Source organism: Streptococcus infantis, from assembly GCF_047463615.1.
Lineage (GTDB): Bacteria > Bacillota > Bacilli > Lactobacillales > Streptococcaceae > Streptococcus > Streptococcus infantis_X.
Genome location: NZ_JASHDO010000010.1, coordinates 54,303 through 77,791, shown reverse-complemented (window position 1 = coordinate 77,791; position 23,489 = coordinate 54,303). Strand labels below are relative to the sequence as shown.

The 23,489-nt window shown below is 41.7% G+C and carries 11 protein-coding genes and 2 pseudogenes; 8 read left to right on the top strand and 5 right to left on the bottom strand.

Annotation, left to right across the window (positions count from 1 at the left end; translation table 11 throughout):
* Positions 1–195: 195 nt before the first annotated feature.
* The 4 genes from QM874_RS08715 to QM874_RS08700 form a co-directional block, all read right to left on the bottom strand.
* Positions 196–495: a DUF1827 family protein gene (locus QM874_RS08715; RefSeq protein ID WP_049528781.1), complete on the bottom strand. Its 300-nt coding sequence runs from the start codon at positions 493–495 to the stop codon at positions 196–198.
* A 63-nt stretch (positions 496–558) separates the two neighbouring features.
* Complete coding sequence (locus tag QM874_RS08710; RefSeq protein ID WP_049528784.1) at positions 559–1,008, bottom strand: NUDIX hydrolase; 450 nt, start codon at positions 1,006–1,008, stop codon at positions 559–561.
* A gap of 89 nt (positions 1,009–1,097) precedes the next feature.
* Positions 1,098–3,347 (bottom strand): AAA family ATPase, encoded by a 2,250-nt coding sequence (locus tag QM874_RS08705; protein ID WP_414316986.1) that lies wholly within the window; start codon positions 3,345–3,347, stop codon positions 1,098–1,100.
* 533 nt (positions 3,348–3,880) lie between these two features.
* Positions 3,881–4,111, bottom strand: a complete 231-nt coding sequence (locus QM874_RS08700) for a DUF1797 family protein (RefSeq protein WP_000443576.1) — start codon at positions 4,109–4,111, stop codon at positions 3,881–3,883.
* Between the two features lie 190 nt (positions 4,112–4,301).
* On the opposite strand from QM874_RS08700, the gene QM874_RS08695 reads away from it, so the two are divergent.
* The 8 genes and pseudogenes from QM874_RS08695 (at position 4,302) to QM874_RS08660 (ending at position 23,273) form a co-directional block, all read left to right on the top strand.
* Complete coding sequence (locus QM874_RS08695) at positions 4,302–4,985, top strand: amino acid ABC transporter permease (protein ID WP_414316985.1); 684 nt, start codon at positions 4,302–4,304, stop codon at positions 4,983–4,985.
* Positions 4,985–5,719: an amino acid ABC transporter ATP-binding protein gene (locus QM874_RS08690; protein ID WP_414316984.1), complete on the top strand. Its 735-nt coding sequence runs from the start codon at positions 4,985–4,987 to the stop codon at positions 5,717–5,719. The genes QM874_RS08695 and QM874_RS08690 overlap by 1 nt, the downstream gene beginning before the upstream one ends.
* Before the next feature lie 138 nt (positions 5,720–5,857).
* Positions 5,858–6,712, top strand: a complete 855-nt coding sequence (locus QM874_RS08685; protein WP_414316983.1) for a bifunctional methylenetetrahydrofolate dehydrogenase/methenyltetrahydrofolate cyclohydrolase — start codon at positions 5,858–5,860, stop codon at positions 6,710–6,712.
* Between the two features lie 246 nt (positions 6,713–6,958).
* A complete protein-coding gene (locus QM874_RS08680; RefSeq protein WP_414316982.1) occupies positions 6,959–15,241 on the top strand; it encodes an SIALI-17 repeat-containing surface protein in 8,283 nt (2,760 codons plus the stop codon).
* A gap of 138 nt (positions 15,242–15,379) precedes the next feature.
* Positions 15,380–15,520 (top strand): annotated as a pseudogene (locus tag QM874_RS08675) (YSIRK-type signal peptide-containing protein); the annotation flags it as partial.
* A gap of 96 nt (positions 15,521–15,616) precedes the next feature.
* Positions 15,617–21,469 (top strand): annotated as a pseudogene (locus tag QM874_RS08670) (SIALI-17 repeat-containing surface protein); the annotation flags it as partial.
* 127 nt (positions 21,470–21,596) lie between these two features.
* A complete protein-coding gene (locus tag QM874_RS08665) occupies positions 21,597–22,421 on the top strand; it encodes a phosphate ABC transporter ATPase (RefSeq protein ID WP_414316981.1) in 825 nt (274 codons plus the stop codon).
* Positions 22,422–22,424: 3 nt separating this feature from the next.
* Entirely contained in the window at positions 22,425–23,273 is an 849-nt protein-coding gene (locus QM874_RS08660; RefSeq protein WP_414316980.1) for an NAD(P)H-hydrate dehydratase, read from the top strand.
* 23 nt (positions 23,274–23,296) lie between these two features.
* Here QM874_RS08660 and QM874_RS08655 read toward each other — a convergent pair whose 3' ends face one another.
* Positions 23,297–23,482: a hypothetical protein gene (locus QM874_RS08655; RefSeq protein ID WP_045762893.1), complete on the bottom strand. Its 186-nt coding sequence runs from the start codon at positions 23,480–23,482 to the stop codon at positions 23,297–23,299.
* Positions 23,483–23,489: the final 7 nt, after the last annotated feature.

The window sequence follows — 23,489 nt, the reverse complement described above, 5'->3', positions numbered from 1 at the left end:
TAAACTTCTCATCGAGGAAAATACGGATATGACGGTGACGGTCAAGCCTAACTTTGGGAAGACAGATTTCCTTTATCAAGCGCTTAAAAAGGGTGATATTATTTTTATATAAGAGTCTAGAGCAGATAAAAAGCACCCTATGGAGTTAGACATAATAATCTAACTTCATAGGGTGCTGTCTAATATGGCTAAGATTTATTTTGTGGGGATTGAAATTTCAATCAGTTTTTCAGAGTAGAGGGTCTTGATATTAGCTTCATCGATATTTTGCTTGTCAATCTTACGATTTAAGAAAAATTCTTGGATTTTCTCCATCTCTTTTTCGCGGATAGCGCGATGTTTATTTGAAATGAGGATTTCGTAATGAAGCGGTGCTTGGGTAAAAATAACATCTGTATTACCCGCAGAATAAACCTCTACAAGTGTTGCATCGGTGCTTTCTAACTGACTTTTAACAAGTTGCGAGTGTGAATTAGTAGTGTTGATGAGCTTCATAGGGTTTCCTCCTGAGTTTCTATGTCTATTATAGCACTTTTTGGAAAAATTGGGAAAGTTAATTTAAATTTGATGTTGTTTTTTCCAAGATTCGATAGCCCATTTATGACTTCCACGTTTGAGGTTAGCAATAGCTTCATCAATTGGGAACCAGGCTAGATGATTGAAGTCTTCCAAGGGTTTTTGAACTTCTTGGAAAGAAGTTGCTTCGTAGAGATAGGCTGGATTGTAGTAGTGAGTATCGCGATGGCTAGAATAAAAATACTCGTCAGCCTGACCATAATAGCTACCGATTTCAGCCGTAAAGCCTAATTCTTCAATCAATTCTCGTTTGAGAGCTTCAAAGTGGTCTTCACCTTCTTCGATTTCGCCACCTGGCAAGAACCAAGCACCATTTGGAGCTTGAACGAGTATAATCTTTTCATGTTTTGAATCAGGAATGACTGCATAAACACCGTAGCGAGTCTTGTAGGTTACGCCCTCGATTTTCTCTCCAAATGTAGGATTTGTCATAAATGTCTCCTTCGTGATTGCGCTTTCTTTCTATCATATTAAAGAATGCTCTTACTGTCAAGTAAGAACATTCTTTTAGTATGAAGGAATTAGTCGTTTGAATCAACTGTTTCCAATTTATTTTTTGATTTAATCATGATTTTACCATTGCTTGTCATGACTGCCTTGAAATCCTTCTCTCTAGGATTTTCAAGGTAGTAGTCAGTAATGGCATCTTCGATATAATCTTGAATGGTTCGACGGAGTGGACGAGCTCCCATTTTTGGATCATAGCCAAGGTCTACAAGTTTTTCTTTAACCTTTTCTGTGACATCTAAATGGATGTTATTGCTTGAGAGACGTTTATTGACATCATCTAACATGAGGTCGACAATTTGTAGGAGATTTTCCTTGCTGAGAGCCTTGAATTCGATGATGCCATCAAAGCGGTTCATGAATTCTGGGCTGAAGAAGTTGCCTAATTCCCCAAGAACAGAATTGGTACGGCCTTCTCTAGCAGCACCAAATCCAACGCTGGCTTCTGCCTTACCTGTCCCTGCATTTGAAGTCATGATAATGATGGCATCCTTGAAGCTAACAGTACGACCTTGACCATCTGTCAAACGACCATCATCCAAGACTTGAAGAAACATATGCATAACGTCTGGATGGGCTTTTTCTACCTCGTCTAAGAGAATGAGAGAATAAGGATTGCGACGCACTTTCTCAGTCAGTTGCCCAGCTTCATCGTAGCCAACATAGCCTGGAGGGGCACCGACCAGTTTAGCGACGCTGTGTTTTTCCATGTATTCGCTCATGTCAAAGCGAATCATACTATCAGCAGAACCAAAGAGTTCGATAGCTAATTGTTTGGAAAGCTCAGTTTTTCCGACGCCAGTTGGTCCGACAAAGAGGAAGCTGCCGATCGGACGATTTGGAGAACCAAGACCGACACGATTGCGACGGATAGCTTTAGCGATTTTATCGACAGCATCGTCTTGGCCTATGACATGGGCTTTAAGGTCATTCGCTAAATTGATAAGTTGAGATTGTTCTTTTTCTTTGAGATCACCAACTGGGATATTGGTCTTTTGTTCGATGATGTGTTCAATTGTCTTTTCGCTGATGATTGGGGTATCCTGGTCGGTTACCTTGGTCTTTTGCATTTCCTTATACTTGGCAATCTGATCACGGAAGTAGGCCGCTTTTTCAAAGTCTTCATCACGAGTTGCCTGAGTTTTAAGATTTTCTGCTTCGATTAGGCGTTGATCAATAACCTTAGGGTCGACGAAGTTTAAAGTAAGATTCATTTTAGAACCAGCTTCATCTAGAAGGTCAATGGCCTTGTCCGGCAAGAAACGATCTTGGATGTAGCGGTTAGAAAGAGTAGCGGCAGCTTCGATAGCAGCATCGGTATAATGAACGTGGTGGTAATCTTCGTATTTCTTTTGAATACCTTTAAGGATAGTGATTGTTTCTTCCACTGTTGGTTCATCTACCTTAACAGGCTGCATACGTCGTTCTAAGGCGGCATCCTTTTCAATGATGCGGTATTCATTGAGGGTAGTGGCACCAACTAGTTGGAGTTCACCACGAGCAAGTGCTGGTTTGAGGATATTTCCTGCATCCATATTGCCATCTCCTGCAGAACCAGCTCCAACAATCTCATGAATCTCGTCAATGAAGAGGATGATATCATCGCGTTTGCGAATTTCCTCCATGAGTTTTTGCATGCGCTCCTCGAATTGACCTCGGATTCCTGTACCTTGAACAAGGCTAACAACATCTAAGCGAATAACTTCTTTCCCTTGCAGTTTATGAGGGACATCACCGTCTACAATTTTTTGAGCTAAGCCTTCAACAACAGCGGTCTTACCAACACCAGGTTCTCCGATAAGGACTGGGTTGTTTTTTGTTCTACGGTTAAGAATTTCAATGACGCGGATGATTTCCTCGTCACGACCGATAACAGGGTCAACATTTCCACGACGAGCAATCTCAGTTACATTGATACCGTACTCTTCCAAGAGTCCTTTTTCTTGGTTAGGTGGAGGAGTTTGAACTGGCCCACGATTTTGAGGGCCGTAACCACCATTACCTCCGTAACCGCCACCTGACTGGGTTGGAGGAACATTGTTATTTGAAGAAGGTCTAAAGTTATTCAAATCGTTGAAGAAGTCTCCAAAGGGATCAAAATCACGGTTGTTTAAATCTGTAATTCCTTTAAATAAGCTATTGTTAGGATCTGTTTTGATAATTTTGTAGCAATTTTGACAGAGATCGATTTGCTTTTGTTGACCATTGAGATTGGTATAAAGATGGATTGTTGAGTCATTGATTTTGCAGTTTTGACAGAGCATACCGCCACCTCATTTCTTTCTTAGCACTGACTAAATCTGAAAGGTCAAAAATAGTCAAATGACTGTATAGTTTCATTATATCATGATTATTGGGCAATTCAAGTAAAAAGATTAGGTATTAGCACTTTTGATGATAGAGTGCTAATTTTTTTGAAATCTTATAAACTAGGTCAGCATCACTTGAGTTAGTCTTTTTACGGATCGCATCAGTTTTTTTCTAATTTAAAAGTAAAATTAAGAGCTACTTCTAGCTAATTTTTGATTTTTCATTGAGTTCGCTTAAATATAGTTAAGTCTTGAGTATAAGAAAAAATCCTATTTGAAATACAAAAAGGATTCTCGTTGGTGAAAGGCGGTGGAACAGAAATCGATAGACAAAGTCTCGATTTCGTAGTCCCAGCCCCGCGAAGATGATTAGGAGTTTTGGGAGTCTAAAAGACGAACGAAAAGTCCAATCAGCTACCGCGTCAAAGTTTGATTGCTAATAAAAAGTGAGGTCGGGATCTTTTGTCCCAACCTCTGTATATCTATCATTAGTATAGAAGTTCGTAGATTTCCATCGCAATCAAGTCGATGCTATCAAAAGTATATGTTTCACGAGCTTCAACATCACGAAGAGTAAAGATTGGGCCATTTTCTTCATCATGATTAAAAGCAACTTCAGCTACCACAACTCCCTCGCGTTCAAAGTTACGTTTTAAGTTACCACCATCTTTTGTCATTGCTTCTAGGCGGTTGATGATTCTAACCAAATGTGATTCCATTTTGATTCTCCTCCATTTCTTATCGTTACTATTTTACCATAAAGAGTATCTACTTGACTAGGAAAAACTAAGATTTCTCGCTATTTCTGTTTTCTTTGAAATTTTATTGAAAATATCAGGAAAAGAAGTTGCATTTTTATGCAAGATATGTTATCCTTATACAAGTTTTAAGTTAGAAAGTAGTGTATCTATGAATTTTTCTTTTTTACCAAAATATCTGCCCTATTTTAACTATGGTGCCCTCGTAACAGTCTTGATCTCTGTTTTAGTTGTCTTTTTTGGGACAATTTTGGGTGTGCTCTTAGCCTTTGCTCAACGTTCAAAAATCAAACCTCTAGCATGGATTGCCAATATTTATATCTGGATTTTCCGTGGAACACCTATGATGGTCCAGATTATGATTGCATTTGCACTCATGAGCATTGATGCACCTACGATTCAGTTTGGGATTTTAGGGATTGAGCTTTCTCGGTTAATTCCAGGGATTATCATCATTTCAATGAATAGTGGTGCCTACGTATCAGAGACAGTTCGTGCTGGTATCAATGCAGTACCTAAAGGTCAATTAGAGGCGGCTTACTCTCTAGGGATTCGTCCTAAAAATGCTATGCGCTATGTCATTCTCCCACAGGCAATCAAGAATATCTTGCCAGCCTTGGGGAATGAGTTCATCACCATTATTAAGGATAGCTCGCTCTTGTCAGCTATTGGTGTTATGGAGTTGTGGAATGGAGCTACTACAGTATCAACGACTACTTACCTACCTTTAACACCGCTCTTATTTGCAGCCTTTTACTACTTGATTATGACCTCTATCTTGACACTGGCCTTGAAAGCTTTTGAAAATCGTATGGGACAAGGAGATAAGAAATAATGACTGAAACACTTATAAAAATTGAAAACCTTCATAAGAACTTTGGAAAAAATGAAGTTTTAAAAGGAATTAATCTTGAAATCAAAAAAGGGGAAGTAGTGGTCATTATCGGACCGTCAGGTAGCGGTAAGTCAACCCTCCTTCGTTCTATGAATCTCCTTGAAGAAGCTACTAAAGGAAAGGTTATCTTTGAAGGAGTAGACATTACGGATAAGAAAAACGACCTCTTTGCCATGCGTGAAAAGATGGGTATGGTTTTCCAACAGTTCAATCTCTTTCCAAATATGACAGTAATGGAAAACATCACGCTTTCTCCTATCAAGACCAAAGGGGAAAGTAAGGAAGTTGCTGAGAAGAGAGCCCATGAGCTTTTGGAAAAGGTTGGTTTACCAGATAAAGCAGATGCCTATCCACAAAGTTTGTCAGGTGGTCAGCAACAGCGAATCGCTATCGCTCGTGGTCTTGCTATGGAACCAGATGTCCTACTCTTTGATGAACCAACTTCTGCTCTAGACCCAGAAATGGTAGGAGAAGTACTAGCAGTTATGCAAGAACTTGCTCAGTCAGGAATGACCATGGTTATCGTAACGCATGAAATGGGCTTTGCTCGTGAAGTAGCAGACCGTGTCATCTTTATGGCTGATGGTGTTGTTGTCGAAGACGGAACTCCAGAGCAAGTCTTTGAACAAAGCCAAGAACAAAGAACCAAGGATTTCTTGAGTAAGGTTTTGTAAGAATATCGTAATTTAGAAAAGCTCGATAAGAGCTTTTTCTTATAGTTTCAGACTATAAGGTCTCTTAGTCAAGAAGTGTTAGAGTGATAAGCCATTTTTTGATATAATAGAACATATTTGTTAGAAAAGAGAAGAAACATGACGCAGATTATCGATGGGAAGGCTCTAGCAGCCAAGTTACAAGGACAGTTGGCTGAAAAGACTGCGAGATTGAAAGAAGAAACAGGATTGGTTCCTGGCTTGGTGGTGATTTTGGTTGGGGACAATCCTGCTAGTCAGGTTTACGTTCGAAATAAGGAACGCTCAGCTATTGCGGCTGGTTTCCAGAGTGAAGTTGTGCGAGTTCCTGAGACAATTACCCAAGAGGAATTGTTGGCTTTGATTGCCAAATACAATCAAGATCCAGCTTGGCATGGGATTTTGGTTCAATTGCCTTTACCAAAACACATCGATGAGGAAGCTGTTTTATTGGCTATTGACCCTGAGAAGGATGTGGATGGTTTTCATCCGCTCAACATGGGACGTCTTTGGTCTGGTCACCCAGTTATGATTCCTTCAACTCCTGCTGGGATTATGGAAATGTTTCATGAGTATGGGATCGACTTAGAAGGTAAAAATGCAGTTGTCATTGGTCGTTCTAATATTGTCGGTAAGCCAATGGCTCAGCTTTTATTGGCAAAAAATGCAACTGTAACCTTGACCCACTCTCGCACCCACAATCTAGCCCAAGTAGCTTCTAAAGCAGATATTCTAGTAGTAGCAATTGGTCGTGCTAAGTTTGTGACTGCTGACTTTGTCAAACCTGGAGCAGTTGTCATTGATGTGGGGATGAACCGAGATGAAAATGGCAAGCTCTGTGGAGATGTTGACTATGAGGCTGTTGCGCCAATCGCTAGTCATATCACGCCTGTACCTGGTGGAGTTGGGCCTATGACCATTACTATGCTAATGGAGCAAACTTATCAGGCTGCATTGCGAAGCTTGGATAGATAGAACAAGCATTTATTCTAGATAGTGAAGAAACAAGTTCTAAAAAATGAACTTGTTTTTTTCTTGCACTTATTTTAATAAAATTACAGTAAAACTTCTACAAATTATTGAAAATTCTCTACTATTTTGATATATTAAGGTTAACAATATTTATATCTAAAAATTTAGTTGGCGTTCTGGGAGGAGGTTTATTTTTTAGTAAAGAATGTAATCGCTTACTAAATATATAAGAAAGGAAAACAGGATTTAATGGATAAGAGATTTTTTGAAAAACGGTGTCATTTTAGTATTCGTAAATTCGCCATTGGTGCGGCATCTGTCATGATTGGAGCTAGTATATTTGGTCTTCAGGTAGCGCAAGCTGCGGAAACCGAAACGTCAAGTACCACTGAAGAAACAATTCATCAAGTTCAACCTTTAGATAAGCTTCCAGATGAGGTTGCTGCAGCCATTGCAAAAGCTGAGCAAAATGGCCCACAAGATTCAGCTACTGGAGAAGTAAATGATGCGGTTGAACCCGCAAAACCAGTAACTGAAGAAAAGATGACTGAGGCTACAAGTCCTAAGGAAGAAAAGGAAGCGGAAGTAGTTAGCCCTAAAAAAGACAAAGTTGAAAAAAATGAAAAACCAGCAGCTGAAGTGAATGAGAAAGAACCTACAGTGGCAGAAGTGAGTACTGAAAAGCCAGCAGTTCGAGAAGAACATACTGATACACCTAATCAGAATAAACCTGTAACGGACGATAAAAGCAAGGAAGAAAAAGCTTCTGCAAGTGAATCGCCTCAAGTGACAAAAGAGAAGGAAAAAGAAGACCAACTTTTGCAGGAAAGAAAACAAAATTTCAATAAAGACTGGTATTTTAAACTAAACGCTCAGGGTGATTTTTCTAAGAAAGATGTAGATGTTCATGATTGGTCTAAGTTGAACCTTCCTCATGACTGGAGTATCTATTTTGATTTTGATCACAAGTCTCCTGCTCGTAATGAAGGTGGTCAATTAAATGGTGGTACTGCCTGGTATCGTAAGACCTTCACGGTTGACGAAGCTGCTAAGGATAAGGATGTTCGTATCAATTTCGATGGAGTTTACATGGACTCTAAGGTCTATGTCAATGGTAAATTTGTAGGTCATTATCCAAGTGGTTACAATCATTTTTCATATGACATCACTGAATTTTTAAATAAAGATGGCAGTGAAAATACCATTGCTGTCCAAGTTACCAATAAACAACCAAGTAGTCGTTGGTACTCAGGAAGTGGTATCTATCGCGATGTGACTTTAAGCTATCGTGATAAGGTACAAGTGGCTGAAAATGGAAATCATATTACAACTCCAAAATTAGCTCAACAAAAAGATGGCAATGTTGAAACTCAAATCCAAAGCAAGATCAAAAATACTGCCAAGACTTTAGCCAAGGTATTTGTGGAGCAACAGATTTTTACTAAGGAAGGTAAGGCTGTTTCAGATTTGGTTCGTTCTGTAACCAAGAACCTAGCAGGAAATGAGACAGCAGACTTTAAACAAACGATCTTGGTTAACAAGCCAACTCTCTGGACAACAAAAAGCTACCATCCTCAGCTCTATGTTCTAAAAACAAAGGTTTATAATGAAGGTCAGCTAGTTGATGTGACAGAAGATACTTTTGGTTATCGTTATTTCAACTGGACAGCTAAGGAGGGATTCTCTCTTAACGGTGAGAGAATGAAATTCCACGGGGTTAGTATCCACCATGATAATGGAGCCTTGGGGGCAGAAGAAAACTATAAGGCAACCTACCGTAAATTAAAACTCCTGAAAGATATGGGAGTTAACTCTATCCGTACGACTCACAATCCAGCAAGTCCACAGTTGCTAGATGCTGCTGCTAGTCTAGGACTTTTGGTCCAAGAAGAAGCCTTTGATACTTGGTATCGTGGCAAGAAAACGTATGACTATGGACGTTTCTTTGACCAAGATGCGACTCACCCAGAAGCCAAAAAGGGTGAAAAGTGGTCTGATTTTGACCTCAGAACCATGGTTGAACGAGATAAAAATAATCCTTCAATCATCATGTGGTCACTCGGGAATGAAGTGGATGAGGCTGATGGTGGAGCTCGTTCACTAGAAACAGCCAAGCGTTTGAAAGCTGTTATCAAAGCAATTGATACTGAGCGCTATGTGACTATGGGTGAAAATAAATTCAGTCGTGCTTCTACAGGCTTGTTCTTAAAATTAGCAGCAATCATGGATGCTGTCGGTATGAACTATGGGGAGCGTTTTTACGATGCTGTTCGTAAAGCCCATCCAGATTGGTTGATCTACGGTTCTGAAACTTCTTCAGCAACTCGAACTCGTGATTCCTACTTTTATCCTGCTAAAAATCTCTATCACGATAATCGTCCAAATCGTCATTATGAACAATCCGACTATGGTAATGACCGTGTAGCCTGGGGTAGAACAGCTACTGAATCTTGGACCTTTGACCGTGATCGTGCTGGCTATGCAGGTCAGTTCATCTGGACTGGTTTTGACTATATCGGTGAGCCTACACCTTGGCATAACCAAGATCATACACCAGTGAAAAGCTCTTACTTTGGTATCATTGATACAGCAGGCTTGCCTAAGAATGATTTCTATCTCTATCGCAGTGAGTGGTATAGTGCCAAAGAAAAACCAACTGTTCGTATCATGCCTCACTGGAATTGGACAGAAGAAACGCTCAAGGAACGTAATATGCTCATCAATGGCAAGGTTCCTGTGAGAACCTTCTCAAATGCTGCTAGCGTAGAATTGTTCTTGAACAACGAGTCACTTGGTAAGAAAGAATTTGTTAAGAAAACAACTGAAGATGGGCGCCCTTATCACGAGGGAGCCAAACCAAGTGAATTGTATCTTGAGTGGTTGGTTGACTATAAACCAGGTACCTTAACAGCTATTGCTCGTGACGAAAATGGCAAAGAGATTGCGCGTGATAGTGTGACAACAGCAGGGGAACCAGCTAGAGTTCGACTCACTAAGGAAGAACATGTCATCACTGCAGATGGAAAAGATTTGTCTTATATCCACTATGAAATCGTTGATGAAGACGGCAATGTCGTTCCAACTGCCAATAATCTTGTTCATTTCAATCTGCATGGGCAAGGTCAGATCGTCGGTGTGGATAATGGGGAACAAGCTAGCCGTGAACGATACAAAGCTCAGAAAGATGGTACATGGCAAAGAAAAGCCTTCAATGGTAAAGGTGTTGTCATTGTTAAATCCACTGAAAAAGAAGGGAAATTTACCCTCTTTGCAGATTCTGCAGGTTTAGCTTCTGATCAAGCAACAGTCACAACTGTTTCAGGTAAGAAAGAAAACCGTCACTTTGTTGCTTTTGCCCCTGTGAAGGCGACTACAGATGTTAGCGAAAATCCTAAATTGCCAAAAACTGTGACAGCTATTTATAGCGATGGTAGTGTCGAAGAAAAAGCAGTGACTTGGGCAATCCCAGATGATCTTCTTACAAGTGCTGGTGAGAAAAAAGTTCTTGGTAATGTGGAAGGTCTCGAAGCTAAGGCTGAAGCCCTTGTTAAGGTGGTTGCGCTTGATAAGTGGTTGCCTAAAGTTGCAACTGTACCAGTTGGTACAGCTACAGAGGATTTGGATAAAACGGTAACGGCAGTTTTATCAGATGGTAACTTGGTTGATGCGGATGTCGTTTCTTGGACCTTGAAAGATCCTTCTGCCTTGACAAAAGAAGGTGGACGTACTGAAGCAACTGGTAAATTGGTAGGTAATGACTACGAGGTGACAGCAACCTTTATCGCAAGTGATCAGGAAACAGAAAACACTGTTACAGGTCTCACTGTTGGTGACAAGGCTCTCGCTGACTTTGAGCCTGGAAAGACCTACTACCGAGTATCCCTTCCGTACAGTGCTAAAATCCCAAGTGTTGGAGCACAGACAAGGGGCTATCAGGTAACAGTTCAACAAGCTTCAGCTGCTAATGATTATCAGGCTTCTGTATTCTTGAGTGACCAGAAGGGCGATTTAGTTCAAACTTACTTGATTCAATTTGTGAAAGAAGCGCCTGCCTTGACACGCTTGGAAGTAAGTGTAGAAGGTAGAGAAAATGCAACAGAAGACCAAGTTCTCCCTTATCATGTCATTGGACATTACGAAGATGGTTCACAGACTGAATTTTCAGCATCAGATATTCACTTGGATGCTAGCTCTACTGATGGTGGTCATCTGGAGGTGAATGGTCAGAATTTGCTTCTTTACAAGAAAGGTAGTGTAACCCTTACTCCTCGTATTGACAATCAAACTGATAAGACTCAGTCTGTAGCAACTGAACTAGTCATCAAAGAAAACACAGTAGACAAGAAAATTGTTAAGCTTCATCCTGTTTCAATCTCTACAGATATCAATCAGCAACCGAATTTACCTGATCAAATCGGAGCAGAATTTGATAAAGGCTTGCCTCGTAAGGTAGCTGTAACTTGGGACAAGGTAGATGCAAAAGATCTGAGCTACTATCATAGCTTTACCCTTAAAGGTCATGTAGAAGGCACAGACATTGAAGCTCTTGCCAACGTGACTGTTGAAGGTTTGCAGGTTGCAGAAGAAATCAGTTTAACTCTACCTAAGGGTGAAACGGTTCAATTGCCAGCAACCGTTCGTGCTTATCATTCAAATGGAACAACTGTATATAAAGATGTCGTTTGGGATAAGGTTCCTGAAAACTTTAGTCAGACTGAAGGTATCTATGAAATCAAGGGTCAATTAGTGGGTAGCCATCTGACTACCAAGGCTCATATTCGTGTTTCTAGTCAAGTTGTTGCTGGAAATAATATCTCGAAACAATGGACGGGTTCTCAATTGCCAGCGGCTATCGTGTCCAATACGGGTGGTGATGATTCGGCAAGTACTTTGAACGACTTGACAGTTTCAAGAGCCAGTACAGATGTTAAGAATCGATGGACTACATGGCAAACAGGTACTGATAATGACTGGGCATCTATCTTGTTTGGTAACTCTGGTGATTTGACCAAGCGCTTTGTCGACAATCTATCAGTTGATTTCTATACAGACGGGGCAATCGGACTTCCAAAAGAATATGTTATTGAATACTATGTTGGTCAAGAAGTTCCAGATCTTCCAAATGATGTCAATAATGCTCAGCGTGATACCAACCATCCATTCAACAATGCTGCCAACTGGAAAGAAGTTGAACATCTCAAAGCTCCAAGACAATTATCTGCAGGTCAAACAAACCACTTTACATTTGATAAGGTTGAAACTTATGCTGTTCGTATGCGTATGAAGAAAGCAGATGGAACTGCTGGTGTTGGTTTGACAGAAATCACTATTTTAGGAAGTAAGGTTCCAAGTGCTACCAGCTCAGAAATTTCTATCCAAGTAGATGGCAAGAAGCTTGAGCATTTCAATCCGTCTAAGACAGATTATTATATTCCTCAAGCAAGCAAGGAAATCACTGCAACAGCCAGCAACAATGGTGTGGTGACAGTTGTTCCTGCAACAAGTGAAAAAGGTGCGACACGCCTTATCTTGAAAGCAGAAGACGGAACCATCTTGAAAGAATATCGCATCTTCCGTGATGATGAAAAAGAAACAACACAACCAGTAGCTGCGGAAAATAGTGCTCAGACCTTGAATGTTGGTGATCAACTTCAATTGCCTGCCGAAGTAACGGTCTACTATCCATCACAAGCTGGCTGGGTTAAAGCTAACCTTGCTGTCCAATGGGATGCAGTGCCAGAACATGCGACAGACCAAGAAGGTAGCTTTGAAGTGCTTGGTCATGTTCTAGGAACAGACTTAAGAACCAAGATGCAAGTAACAGTTGTTACAAAAGGTAATCAAGTCATCTCTGAGAATGCAAGCAATAATGAGACTGATTCTAAAGCCTTTGCGTCTACTACAAATGACACACAAGCAGCTTCTCGGGATAAGATTTTCTATATCAACGATGGGCACTTTAACGAGGATGGACGTTGGACTAACTGGTCTCGTACTCCGAAGGACCAAGAAACATCTGTGGGAATTCTCTTTAAGAAGAATGGTCAGATTACACCTCAATCTGTTGGAAAAGTAGCCATTCAATTCTTTAAAGACAGTGGAACAGACGCACCAGCAAAAATGGTACTGGAAAGATATGTTGGTCCTGCCTATACAGAACCAAGTACCATTTCTCGTTATGAAGAAAATGTGGATCATCCATTTAACAAGGCAGAAAACTGGCAAGAAATTCCTTATAAGGCATCTGGAGAAATCGTGGCTGGTAAGCCAATCGAATTTACATTTGATCCGATTCAGACAACAGCCATTCGAGCACGTATGACTCGTAAATCTACAACTAATGGTCTAGCAATGGTCGAGTTTAGTGCTTACTCTCCTGCTAAAGCAAGAGATGAGGAAACTCCTTCAGTGACCATTTCAGTTGCTGGAAAAGCATTGGAAAACTTTGATACTGCGGTTTCAGATTATACAGTGAGCTTAAATGGCGCTAAACCACAGGTGACTGCTCAAGCAAGTGGTCACGGTGTGACAACGGTTGTTGAGTCTAGTCAGGATAACCTTCCTACTCTTGTCCGTCTTCTTGCTAAGGATGGTAGTCTTGTCAAGGAATATCGTATTCATTTCAAACCTAGTCACCGTGTAGTTCCTGAAGAAGGCGACCAAAGTCCTGTTCTCGAACGACCAAGTCTAGAAGTTGTGAAGACTCCAATTCTATTTAAAGAAATCATCCGTGAAAATAATGATTTAGCTCAAGATGAACGTCGTGTAATCTCAGAAGGTAAGAACGGTGAAAGAGTTGATTATGTTGAGGTCTTAGGATCTAACCGTACAACTGTTCATACAGATATGACTGAGGCGCAAGATCGAATTGTTGAAGTTAAGGTCAAACCTGTCATTACTACTAGCAAAGGTGACGAGCCAGCACCAGTCGTAGAAGTTCCAGAATTTGAGGGCGGCGTCAATGCTGCTGAAGCTGCCAAGCATGAGTTGCCAGAATACACAGAAGCGATCGGGACAGCAGGCGACGAGCCAGCTCCAGTAGTAGAAATTCCAGAATTTGAGGGTGGCGTCAATGCAGTAGAGGCTGCTAAGCATGAGTTGCCAGAATACACAGTTGCAATCGGCACAGTAGGCGACGAGCCAGCTCCAGTAGTAGAAATTCCAGAATTTGAGGGTGGCGTCAATGCAGTAGAAGCGGCTAAGCATGAGTTGCCAGAATACACAGAAGCAATCGGCACAGTAGGCGACGAGCCAGCCCCAGTCGTAGAAATCCCAGAATTTGAGGGTGGCGTCAATGCAGTAGAGGCTGCTAAGCATGAGTTGCCAGAGTACACAGAAGCAATCGGCACAGTAGGCGACGAGCCAGCTCCGGTAGTAGAAGTTCCAGAATTTGAGGGTGGTGTCAATGCAGTAGAGGCTGCTAAGCATGAGTTGCCAGAATACACAGATACACTTGGTACAGTAGGCGACGAACCAGCTCCAGTGGTAGAAGTCCCAGAATTTGATGGTGGCGTCAATGCAGTAGAAGCAGCTAAGCATGAGTTGCCAGAATACACAGATGCCCTTGGTACAGTAGGCGACGAACCAGCTCCAGTAGTAGAAGTCCCAGAATTTGATGGTGGCGTTAACGCAGTAGAAGCAGCTAAGCATGAGTTGCCAGAATACACAGATGCCCTTGGTACAGTAGGCGACGAACCAGCTCCAGTGGTAGAAATCCCAGAATTTGATGGTGGCGTTAACGCAGTAGAAGCAGCTAAGCATGAGTTGCCAGAATACACAGATGCCCTTGGTACAGTAGGCGACGAACCAGCTCCTGTAGTAGAAGTCCCAGAATTTGAAGGTGGTGTCAATGCAGTAGAGGCTGCTAAGAATGAAGTCCCAGAATTTACAGGTAGCGTTAATGCTGTGGAAGCAGCCAAGAACGAGCTGCCAGAATATACAGGAACATTGGCTACAGTGGGAAATGAGTCAGCTCCAAGTGTGGAAAAACCAGCTGCAGAGGTTCAAATCTTAACTGATAAGGAAACTGGAGTTCTGGTAGCAGGGCTAACTACAGAGTTATCTAAAGACCTCAAGCTTCAAGTTCAAAAGGTTCTACGACAAGAATTAGCTGGTAAACACTACGATGCTTATCAAGTGAAATTGCTAGATAAGGACAACCAAGAAGTTGAACTCAAAGGTGCTATCTTAGTGAGATTACCAGTCAAGGGTCAGGTTCAAGGAGTTTATCACATGAGCTTAGATCAAGGTTTGCAGGTTCAAAAGGTGACACTTGTAGGTGACACAGTTGAATTTGTCACTAAAGATTTAGGGCTTTATGCGATTGTCTATAAAGAACAAAATCAAGAACCAGTAGAATTAGCTCATGGATCGGCAGTTAATGGAGAGGTCCTTGAAAATGCTTCAGGAAAAGCAAGTGCAGCAAGACTTCCAGAAACAGGTGAAGGTCGATCTGATACAGCTGCCTTCCTAGCAAGTCTCAGTCTTGTTTTATCAGTAGCTCTACTAACAGTTAAACGTAAAGAAAAATAGAGTTTGGAACTCTACATTGCTTATTGATTGTAGAAATACTTGGACTATCCCAGTGGATAGGATGGAAAATGCTACAACCATATGGAGAGGACCTTTTGGTTCTCTCTATTTTTTTAAAATAGGGATGAAACCGCCTAGATGAGTGGTTGGAGGAAAGGAGATAGTAGAAAGATGGATCATCATTTTTTTGAAAAACGTTGTCATTATAGCATTCGAAAATTTGCAATAGGAGCAGTTTCAGTTATGGTTGGCGCGAGTATCTTTGGAGCCAGTATGGTACAAGCTGCAGAAACAGAGCCTTCACTAGAAGCAGAAACAAGTCTTACACAGCTTCCACCAGAGGATAAGTTATCACCAGATTTGGCAGGCGCTATTAAAAGTGCAGAGGTAGCCTTTGTTTCAGAGACTAAAGTGGAAGAGGTAGCTACTAAGTCCCAAGCTCCCGAAGAAACTTCTTCAAAACCAGTAAAAACTAAAAATTCTACAGTAGAGGAAACAAGAGCAACCGTCGACAATGCTTCTACAGAAGTAGCTCCTACTGAGACCAATGCAGTAACAGAACCCACGAAACCAGGTGAAGTAAATGGAACGGTGGAGAAAGCTGATTCATTTACAGCAGACAAACCTGCAAGTAAAGCAGAAATTGATGCCGCAAAATCTCAAGTAGCTAAAAAGGAATATACGGTATTTCCAAGACCTCAAAAGGTAACTTATGGCGATGGGGTCACTGCTCTAGAAGGAAAGGTAAATCTTGTCTTTAGCGATGGCTTAGATATTTATACACGTAACCGTGCCAAAGAAGTTCTCCAAGCTAGTAATGTGTCTTACACTACCAGTACAAAAGCTACAGAAGGGGCGACCAACATTTTCCTTGGAGTGCGTGGGAAAGCTCCTCTGGCAGAAAAAGAAGTCCAAGATATTTCGTCTGGTCTATACGATAAAATTGATGCCTATGTCTTGAGCGTGAAGGACAATAAAATTTCGATCGTTGGAAAGGATACCGATGCAGTCTTCTTTGGACTAACAACCTTGAAACAGATGCTGAAGGAGAGTCCTGTCCCAGTTCTTCGAGATGTAACCGTAGAAGACTATGCAGAAGTGAAGAACCGTGGCTTTATCGAAGGCTATTATGGAAATCCTTGGACCAAAGAAAACCGTGAAGAGTTGATGCGCTATGGTGGTGACTTAAAGCTAACTCAGTACTTTTTTGCGCCAAAAGACGATCCCTATCACAATGCTAAATGGCGTGAACTCTATCCAGAAGAAAAAATGTCAGAGATTCGTGATCTAGCTCGTGTGGGGAATGAAACAAAGACTCGTTATGTATGGACCATCCATCCATTTATGCATAACAAAATGCGTTTTGACACGGATGAATTATATAAACAAGATTTAGATGTCATTAAAGCGAAATTCACTCAGTTGCTGGATGCAGGTGTGCGTGAATTTGGTGTTCTAGCTGATGATGCGGCCTGGCCTGTTGGTGGATACAATAGCTATGTTCGGTTAATGACCGATTTGACAAATTGGCTAACTGAACAAGAAACAAAATACAGTGGCCTTCGTAAAGATATGATTTTTGTTCCAGCCTGGTATATGGGACAAGGGACAGAAGATGAACTTCGCACGCTCAACGAACGTCTTCCAGAAACGGTCCATTTAACCTTAACAGGAGGAAAAGTTTGGGGGGCAGTTGATCAAACCTTCCTAACAAATTTGAAGAAGAATTTAACAGAAGGTGGCAAGAAGTATCGTCCGATTCATTTCTGGATTAACTGGCCTTGTAACGATAATACTAAGCAACACTTGATTCTGGGTGGTGGTGAAAAATTCTTACATCCCAATGTTGATTTGTCCTTGGCGCAGGGTATCATGCTAAATCCGATGCAACAATCGGAAGCTTCAAAGGTAGCCCTCTTTGATGTGGCTCAGTATGGTTGGAAGCAATGGAGAAGTGCGGAAGAAGCTGAAAAAATCAATGATACGGCCTTTAACTATGTGGTCAATGGGAGCTTTGAAGAAAGCGAAGTATCAAAAGCCTTTCGTGAACTTGGTAAGCATATGCGCAACCAAAACCGTCCTCCCCATGTCACAAAATTGGAAGAATCTGTTGAGCTTGCACCTAAATTGACAGACTTTTATAACAAATTGAAGGCTGGTCAAAACGTAGACGCAGAGAGAAAAGAATTAAAGGGTATCTTTGCAAACTTGAAGGCTGACGCCCTCCTTCTGAAAGAAAAAGGGGACAAGAAGCTTATTGACCAAATCCACTACTGGTTAGATAATACAGTGGACCAGATGGATGCTTTAGAAGCCTTGCTGACAGCGACAGAAGGTCTGGCTGAAAAGAATGATGCTAAAGTATGGGAACATTACTATGCTGGGGTTAAGTATTACGATCAGTCCATTAGTTATTCCTTCTTCTATGTAGACCATTATGAACGGGCAGAGTTTGGAGTGCAACATATTCGTCCATTTATCAATAACTTAAAGGAATACTTGGCAACGCACATCCAAACCATGCTGCATCCAGATAAACTTGTGACCACCTTTATTACCAACCGTGCGGGGATTGAAGGAGGTCTTGCAGAAGTAACAGATGGCGACTTGGATACTCATGCGATTGTTAAGACGACAACCGTTATTGAACGAGATGATTATGTAGGACTTCGTTTTAATAAAGCCATTAAGGTTCATACTCTTGGTTTTGCAACAGGGACAAAGACAGCCGATAATTATACCTTCGGAAATGCCCTTGTGGAATATCAAAACGAACAGGGCGACTGGGTGGCTCTCACAAGTCCAGCCTACACAGGTAGAGAACGGACGCTTGAATTTACTAATCTTGATATTACGGCTCAAGCAGTTCGTATGCGTGCCACTGCTAAGAAGGATAATGCTTGGCTTGCCATGCGTGAGATTGCCGTCAATAGACCGCTCGAACTTGGAAGCAAGAAGGTAAAAGGAACCATTACCCTAAGTCCAAATCTGGTTTACAAGTATGGAACCAGTGTGCTTCAAATGCAAGATGGCAAAGATAACACCGAATCTATGATGGCTCATGCCAATCAAACAAATGTGACTCCAGAAAATGCTTGGGTTCAAATGGACTTGGGTGGAGCTAAGAAAGTGAAACATGTTCATCTAGTTCAAGGGGAAGGTGATAAACTAGCAGCTGGTGTCATCGAATATTCTACAGACGGTACAAACTGGAAGACACTTCAGACCTTAGCTGGGGATCGAATTTCAGATATTAGCCAAAACTTCACAGCCCAATATGTTCGTGTTCGTAATACACAGCTTCTCAGCAAATGGTGGAGAATTGCGGACTTTAGAGTTGACGTCGATACACCAAATACTGATTTGACCGTCACCAATGTCGACAGCCTGAAGGAAACGCCAGTAGTGGACAGTCGTGGTCGTTATGAAATGGCCTTACCTCAAGGGAATCATCTTCCAGTAAATGGCTATCTTGGCTTGAAATTGGACCGCCTCCATGAAGCTAGTTCAATTGCACTTGAAGGTGCAGGTGAAACAGGTTTGACACTAGAATATTCAGCAAATGAAGTGGAATGGATGAGCGCTGACCAACTTCCAGAACACGCCTTGGTGCGCTATGTTCGCATCGTGAACAAGACAGATAAGGACCAAGCCCTTCCTACTGGAAAATTAGTCGTTAAGACAAAAGAAGTGGATCCAACTGAACTCTTATCAACCACTATGGGTATCCACCAATATTATGGTGCTAATGATGTTCGTCGCATTCACAATTTAGGTCAAGTGTTTGATGGGGACTTTAATAATTTTGTAGAATTTTCCGATTATCAACGTAAAAACGGGGAAATTGTCATGAAACTTGGCACCACTCGTCAAGTCAAGAAGATTCGTGCTTATATTCAGGATGCCCAGCGTAATTATTTGCGTGATGGGAAGATACAAGTCAGTGAAGATGGTAAGAACTGGACAGATGTTGTAACAGTCGGAGATGGTGTGGAAAATGAAATTCGTGATAATTCCTTGACCGACGGCTGGACACATGATTCTGCAAACCCAGGAAATCGTTATATTGAAGGTATTCTGGATCAACCTGTAACTGCTAAGTTTATGCGTGTTCTCTTTACAGCGGACTATAATGCTCGTTTTGTAGGATTTAGCGAAATCGTGATTAATGATGGTGAATTTATCAATCCTGAAAATAATCCTACAGTGACAGGAAATGGTAGAGAAGCAGCGGATAACCTGAAGAAAAATATGACTGACGGTAATGTATTGACTAGCTATGCAGCTACTGAAGATAAAGGAGAGCTTGTTTATCATTTATCTGAAGAAACCAAGGTCAATCAAGTTCGCTTGATTGCTGACTTGCCAGAAGGTGCAAAAGTAAATGTCCAAGTTCGTACCTTGAATGATGCTAGTGAATCAGTATGGAAAAATTTGGGTGAAGTCAGATCAAGTTTCCAAACCTTTGCCCTTTCAGGAAAAAATCCACGGATTCTCGATGTAAAAGTTTCTTGGGAAGGTGGAGAACCAGAGTTCTACGAAATGACTACTTTCTATCAAGAAGTGGTAGACGAACCAGCATCGACAACAAGTAAAGGCGACGATCCAGCTCCAGTGGTAGAAGTGCCAGAATTTGAGGGCGGCGTCAATGCAGTAGAGGCAGTTAAGAATGAATTGCCAGAATACACAGAAGCAATCGGCACAGTAGGCGACGAGCCAGCTCCGGTAGTAGAAGTTCCAGAATTTGAGGGTGGCGTCAATGCAGTAGAAGCCGCTAAGCATGAGTTACCAGAGTACACAGATGTAATCGGCACAGTAGGCGATGAACCAGCTCCGGTAGTAGAAGTTCCAGAATTTGAGGGTGGTGTCAATGCAGTAGAGGTAGTTAAGAATGAATTGCCAGAATACACAGAAGCAATCGGCACAGTAGGCGACGAACCAGCTCCGGTAGTAGAAGTCCCAGAATTCAAGGGCGGAGTCAATGCGGTAGAGGCTGCTAAGCATGAGTTGCCAGAATACACAAATGTAATCGGCACAGTAGGCGACAATCCAGCTCCAGTAGCAGAAGTCCCAGAATTTGAGGGTGGTGTCAACGCAGTAGAAGCCGCTAAGCAAGAGTTACCAGAATACACAGAGGCAGTTGGCACAGTAGGCGACGAACCAGCTCCTGTAGTAGAATTGCCAGAATTTGAAGGTGGTGTCAATGCAGTAGAAGCCGCTAAGCAAGAGTTACCAGAATACACAGAGGCAGTTGGCACAGTAGGCGACGAACCAGCTCCTGTAGTAGAATTGCCAGAATTTGAGGGTGGTGTCAATGCAGTAGAAGCCGCTAAGCAAGAGTTACCAGAATACACAGAGGCAATCGGCACATTAGGCGACGAACCAGCTCCGGTAGTAGAAGTGCCAGAATTTGAGGGTGGTGTCAATGCAGTAGAAGCCGCTAAGCAAGAGTTACCAGAATACACAGAGGCAATCGGCACATTAGGCGACGAACCAGCTCCTGTAGTAGAAGTGCCAGAATTTAAGGGTGGTGTCAACGCAGTAGAAGCAGCTAAGAACGAAGCCCCAGAATTTACAGGTGGCGTTAATGCTGTGGAAGCAGCCAAGAACGAGCTGCCAGAATACACAGGAACATTGGCTACAGTAGACGATGAACCAGCACCAAGTGTTGAAAAACCAGCTGCAGAGGTTCGAATCTTGTCTGATAAGGAAACTGGAGTTCTGGTAGCAGGGCTATCTCAAGACTTGGATGCTAATCTCAAGCTTCAAGTTCACAAGGTTCTACGCCAAGAATTAGCTGGTAAGCAATACGATGCTTATCAAGTGAAATTGCTAGATAAAGATAACCAAATGGTTGATCCAAAGGGTGCAGTTCTAGTGAGATTGCCAGTCAAGGGTCAGGTTCAAGAGGTTTATCACATGAGCTTAGATCAAGGCTTGCAGGTTCAAAAGGTGACGTTAGTAGGTGACACAGTTGAATTTGTCACCAAAGATCTAGGACTTTATGCGATTGTCTATAAAGAACAAAATCAAGAACCAGTAAAACCAGTAGAACTAGATCATAGCCCAGCAACTCAGGGTGAGGTCCTTGAAAATGCTTCAGGAAAAGCAAGTTCAGCAAGACTTCCAGAAACAGGTGAAAGTCGATCTGATACAGCTGCCTTCCTAGCAAGTCTCAGTATTGTTTTATCAGTAGCTCTACTAACTGTTAAACGTAAAGAAAAATAAGGCTGATAACTTCCAGCTCTAAAAAAGCTAATCGTTATAAAAGAAGGAGAAGATAGCATAGTCTTCTCCTTTATTAATTGGGTAGTGAGGTGTATAATGAAAGTAAGAGAATGTGAGGAGAAGGACCATGATTGTAAAAGTTTTTAATGCAGATTTTAGTCTCCAGTGGGATGGGATTTATCAATTTGCTCTTAAAAACTATCCACAGATTCAAGAATGGGAATTGGAGAAATTAGCTAAGTTTATTGCATATGAACAGGACCATCATCGTCAGACCATTGTGGAATGTGAGAATCATGAATTGAATAAACAAATTCATGATTACTTGCAAGAGCATAGCTTTTTTCCTCCCTACAGACCAAGTCATCGCCTTGTAGCCTCTACCTATGATATTCAGAGGAAGTTGGTTACTTCAGATTATTGTAGTCATACTTGTACAGTTGAAGTGGCTCAGGCTATTTTTCAGACTGGAAAACTCATGTCAGCGGTTAAAGTATTTGGTAAAAGTGGGGCTGAGCTAGTTACAGATAGTCGTAATGCAGCTTCTGATCCAGCAGACTATTTTGACTATATCATGTTTGGATGGTCTAATACGACTTCGGGTTACCGACTCGCTATGGAGCGTTTGTTAGGACGGGCACCGTCTGAGGAGGAATTACAAGAAAAGTTCATTCCTGGCGTTAGTTTTCATTTTCTGTATGAAGAATTAATTCAAGCACCAGGTTATATGTTTGATGGCTATCATGTTGCGAAGGTAAGAGATAGTTTAGATTTGGCTACCTTTTTTCATTTGTGTGTTATTCCTTCAAAAGATAAGTATTGTTTTGAAGGTTTGATTCCTTGTCAATTACAAGATAGAGTGATTTACCTAGACTATGAGGGAGAAGGGCTACAGGATTGGAATACTAAGGTTAATCAAGTGTTACATAGTAAGGTTAAGTTGAAGGAGTAGTGTATGAAAGAGATTGATCAAGCTCTACTGAAAAAAGTGATCATCGAGCGTTCTCGTTCTAGTCATAAGGGAGACTACGGTCGCCTTCTCTTGATTGGAGGGACTTATCCCTATGGGGGAGCGATTATTATGGCTACCTTAGGTGCTGTTAAAAGTGGCGCAGGCTTGGTGACAGTAGCGACGGATAAAGAGAATATTCCAGCTCTACATAGCCATCTTCCGGAGGCTATGGCTTTTGACCTTGATGATAAGCAATTACTGGAGCAACAGTTACAGAAAGCAAGTGTTGTCTTGGTCGGACCTGGACTAGTGGATGATAAGCGTGGAGAAAAGCTATTCCAAACAGTCTTTCGTCATTTAAGTCAAGAACAGACTCTCATACTGGATGGTGGTGCCTTATCCATTTTAGCGAAGACGGGAATGAAATTTCCTAAAGCTCATCTTGTTTTAACGCCTCACCAAAGGGAATGGCAAGTCTTGTCAGGCTTAGATTTGGATTCCCAAGGAAGCAAGGAAACAGGAGAGGCTTTGAAGAGCTTTCCTTCAGGAACGATTTTGGTTCAAAAAGGTCCAGCTACTCGAATCTGGCAAGCTGGACAAGTTGATTGTTATCAGCTGAGTGTCGGTGGCCCCTATCAGGCAACTGGGGGAATGGGTGATACTCTGGCGGGGATGATCGCTGGTTTTGCAGGGCAATTTCCCCAAGCAAGTCTCTATGAAAGAGTGACGGTAGCGACCTATCTACATTCAGCAATTGCCCAAGAACTAGCTGAGGACAATTTTGTAGTTCTGCCAACTACGATCAGTCACCATATCCCAGCATTCATGAAGAAAATACAAAAAGACACCTGAGGTTTTCAGGTGCCTTTTGACTATTAGAAGAGGCCTTTGACCTTATTTACAAGACCGTTAAGTCCTTCTGAGCCTGAAACCAAAGCTTGTGCTTGGTTAAGATACTCACCGAGTTGGTCCTTGTTTTCTTCGACAAAGGTTTTTGCTGCAGCTAAATCTTTTTTCTCGATTAGCTCTTTTACTTGATTAAACAAATCTAATGGGTTCATGATGTCC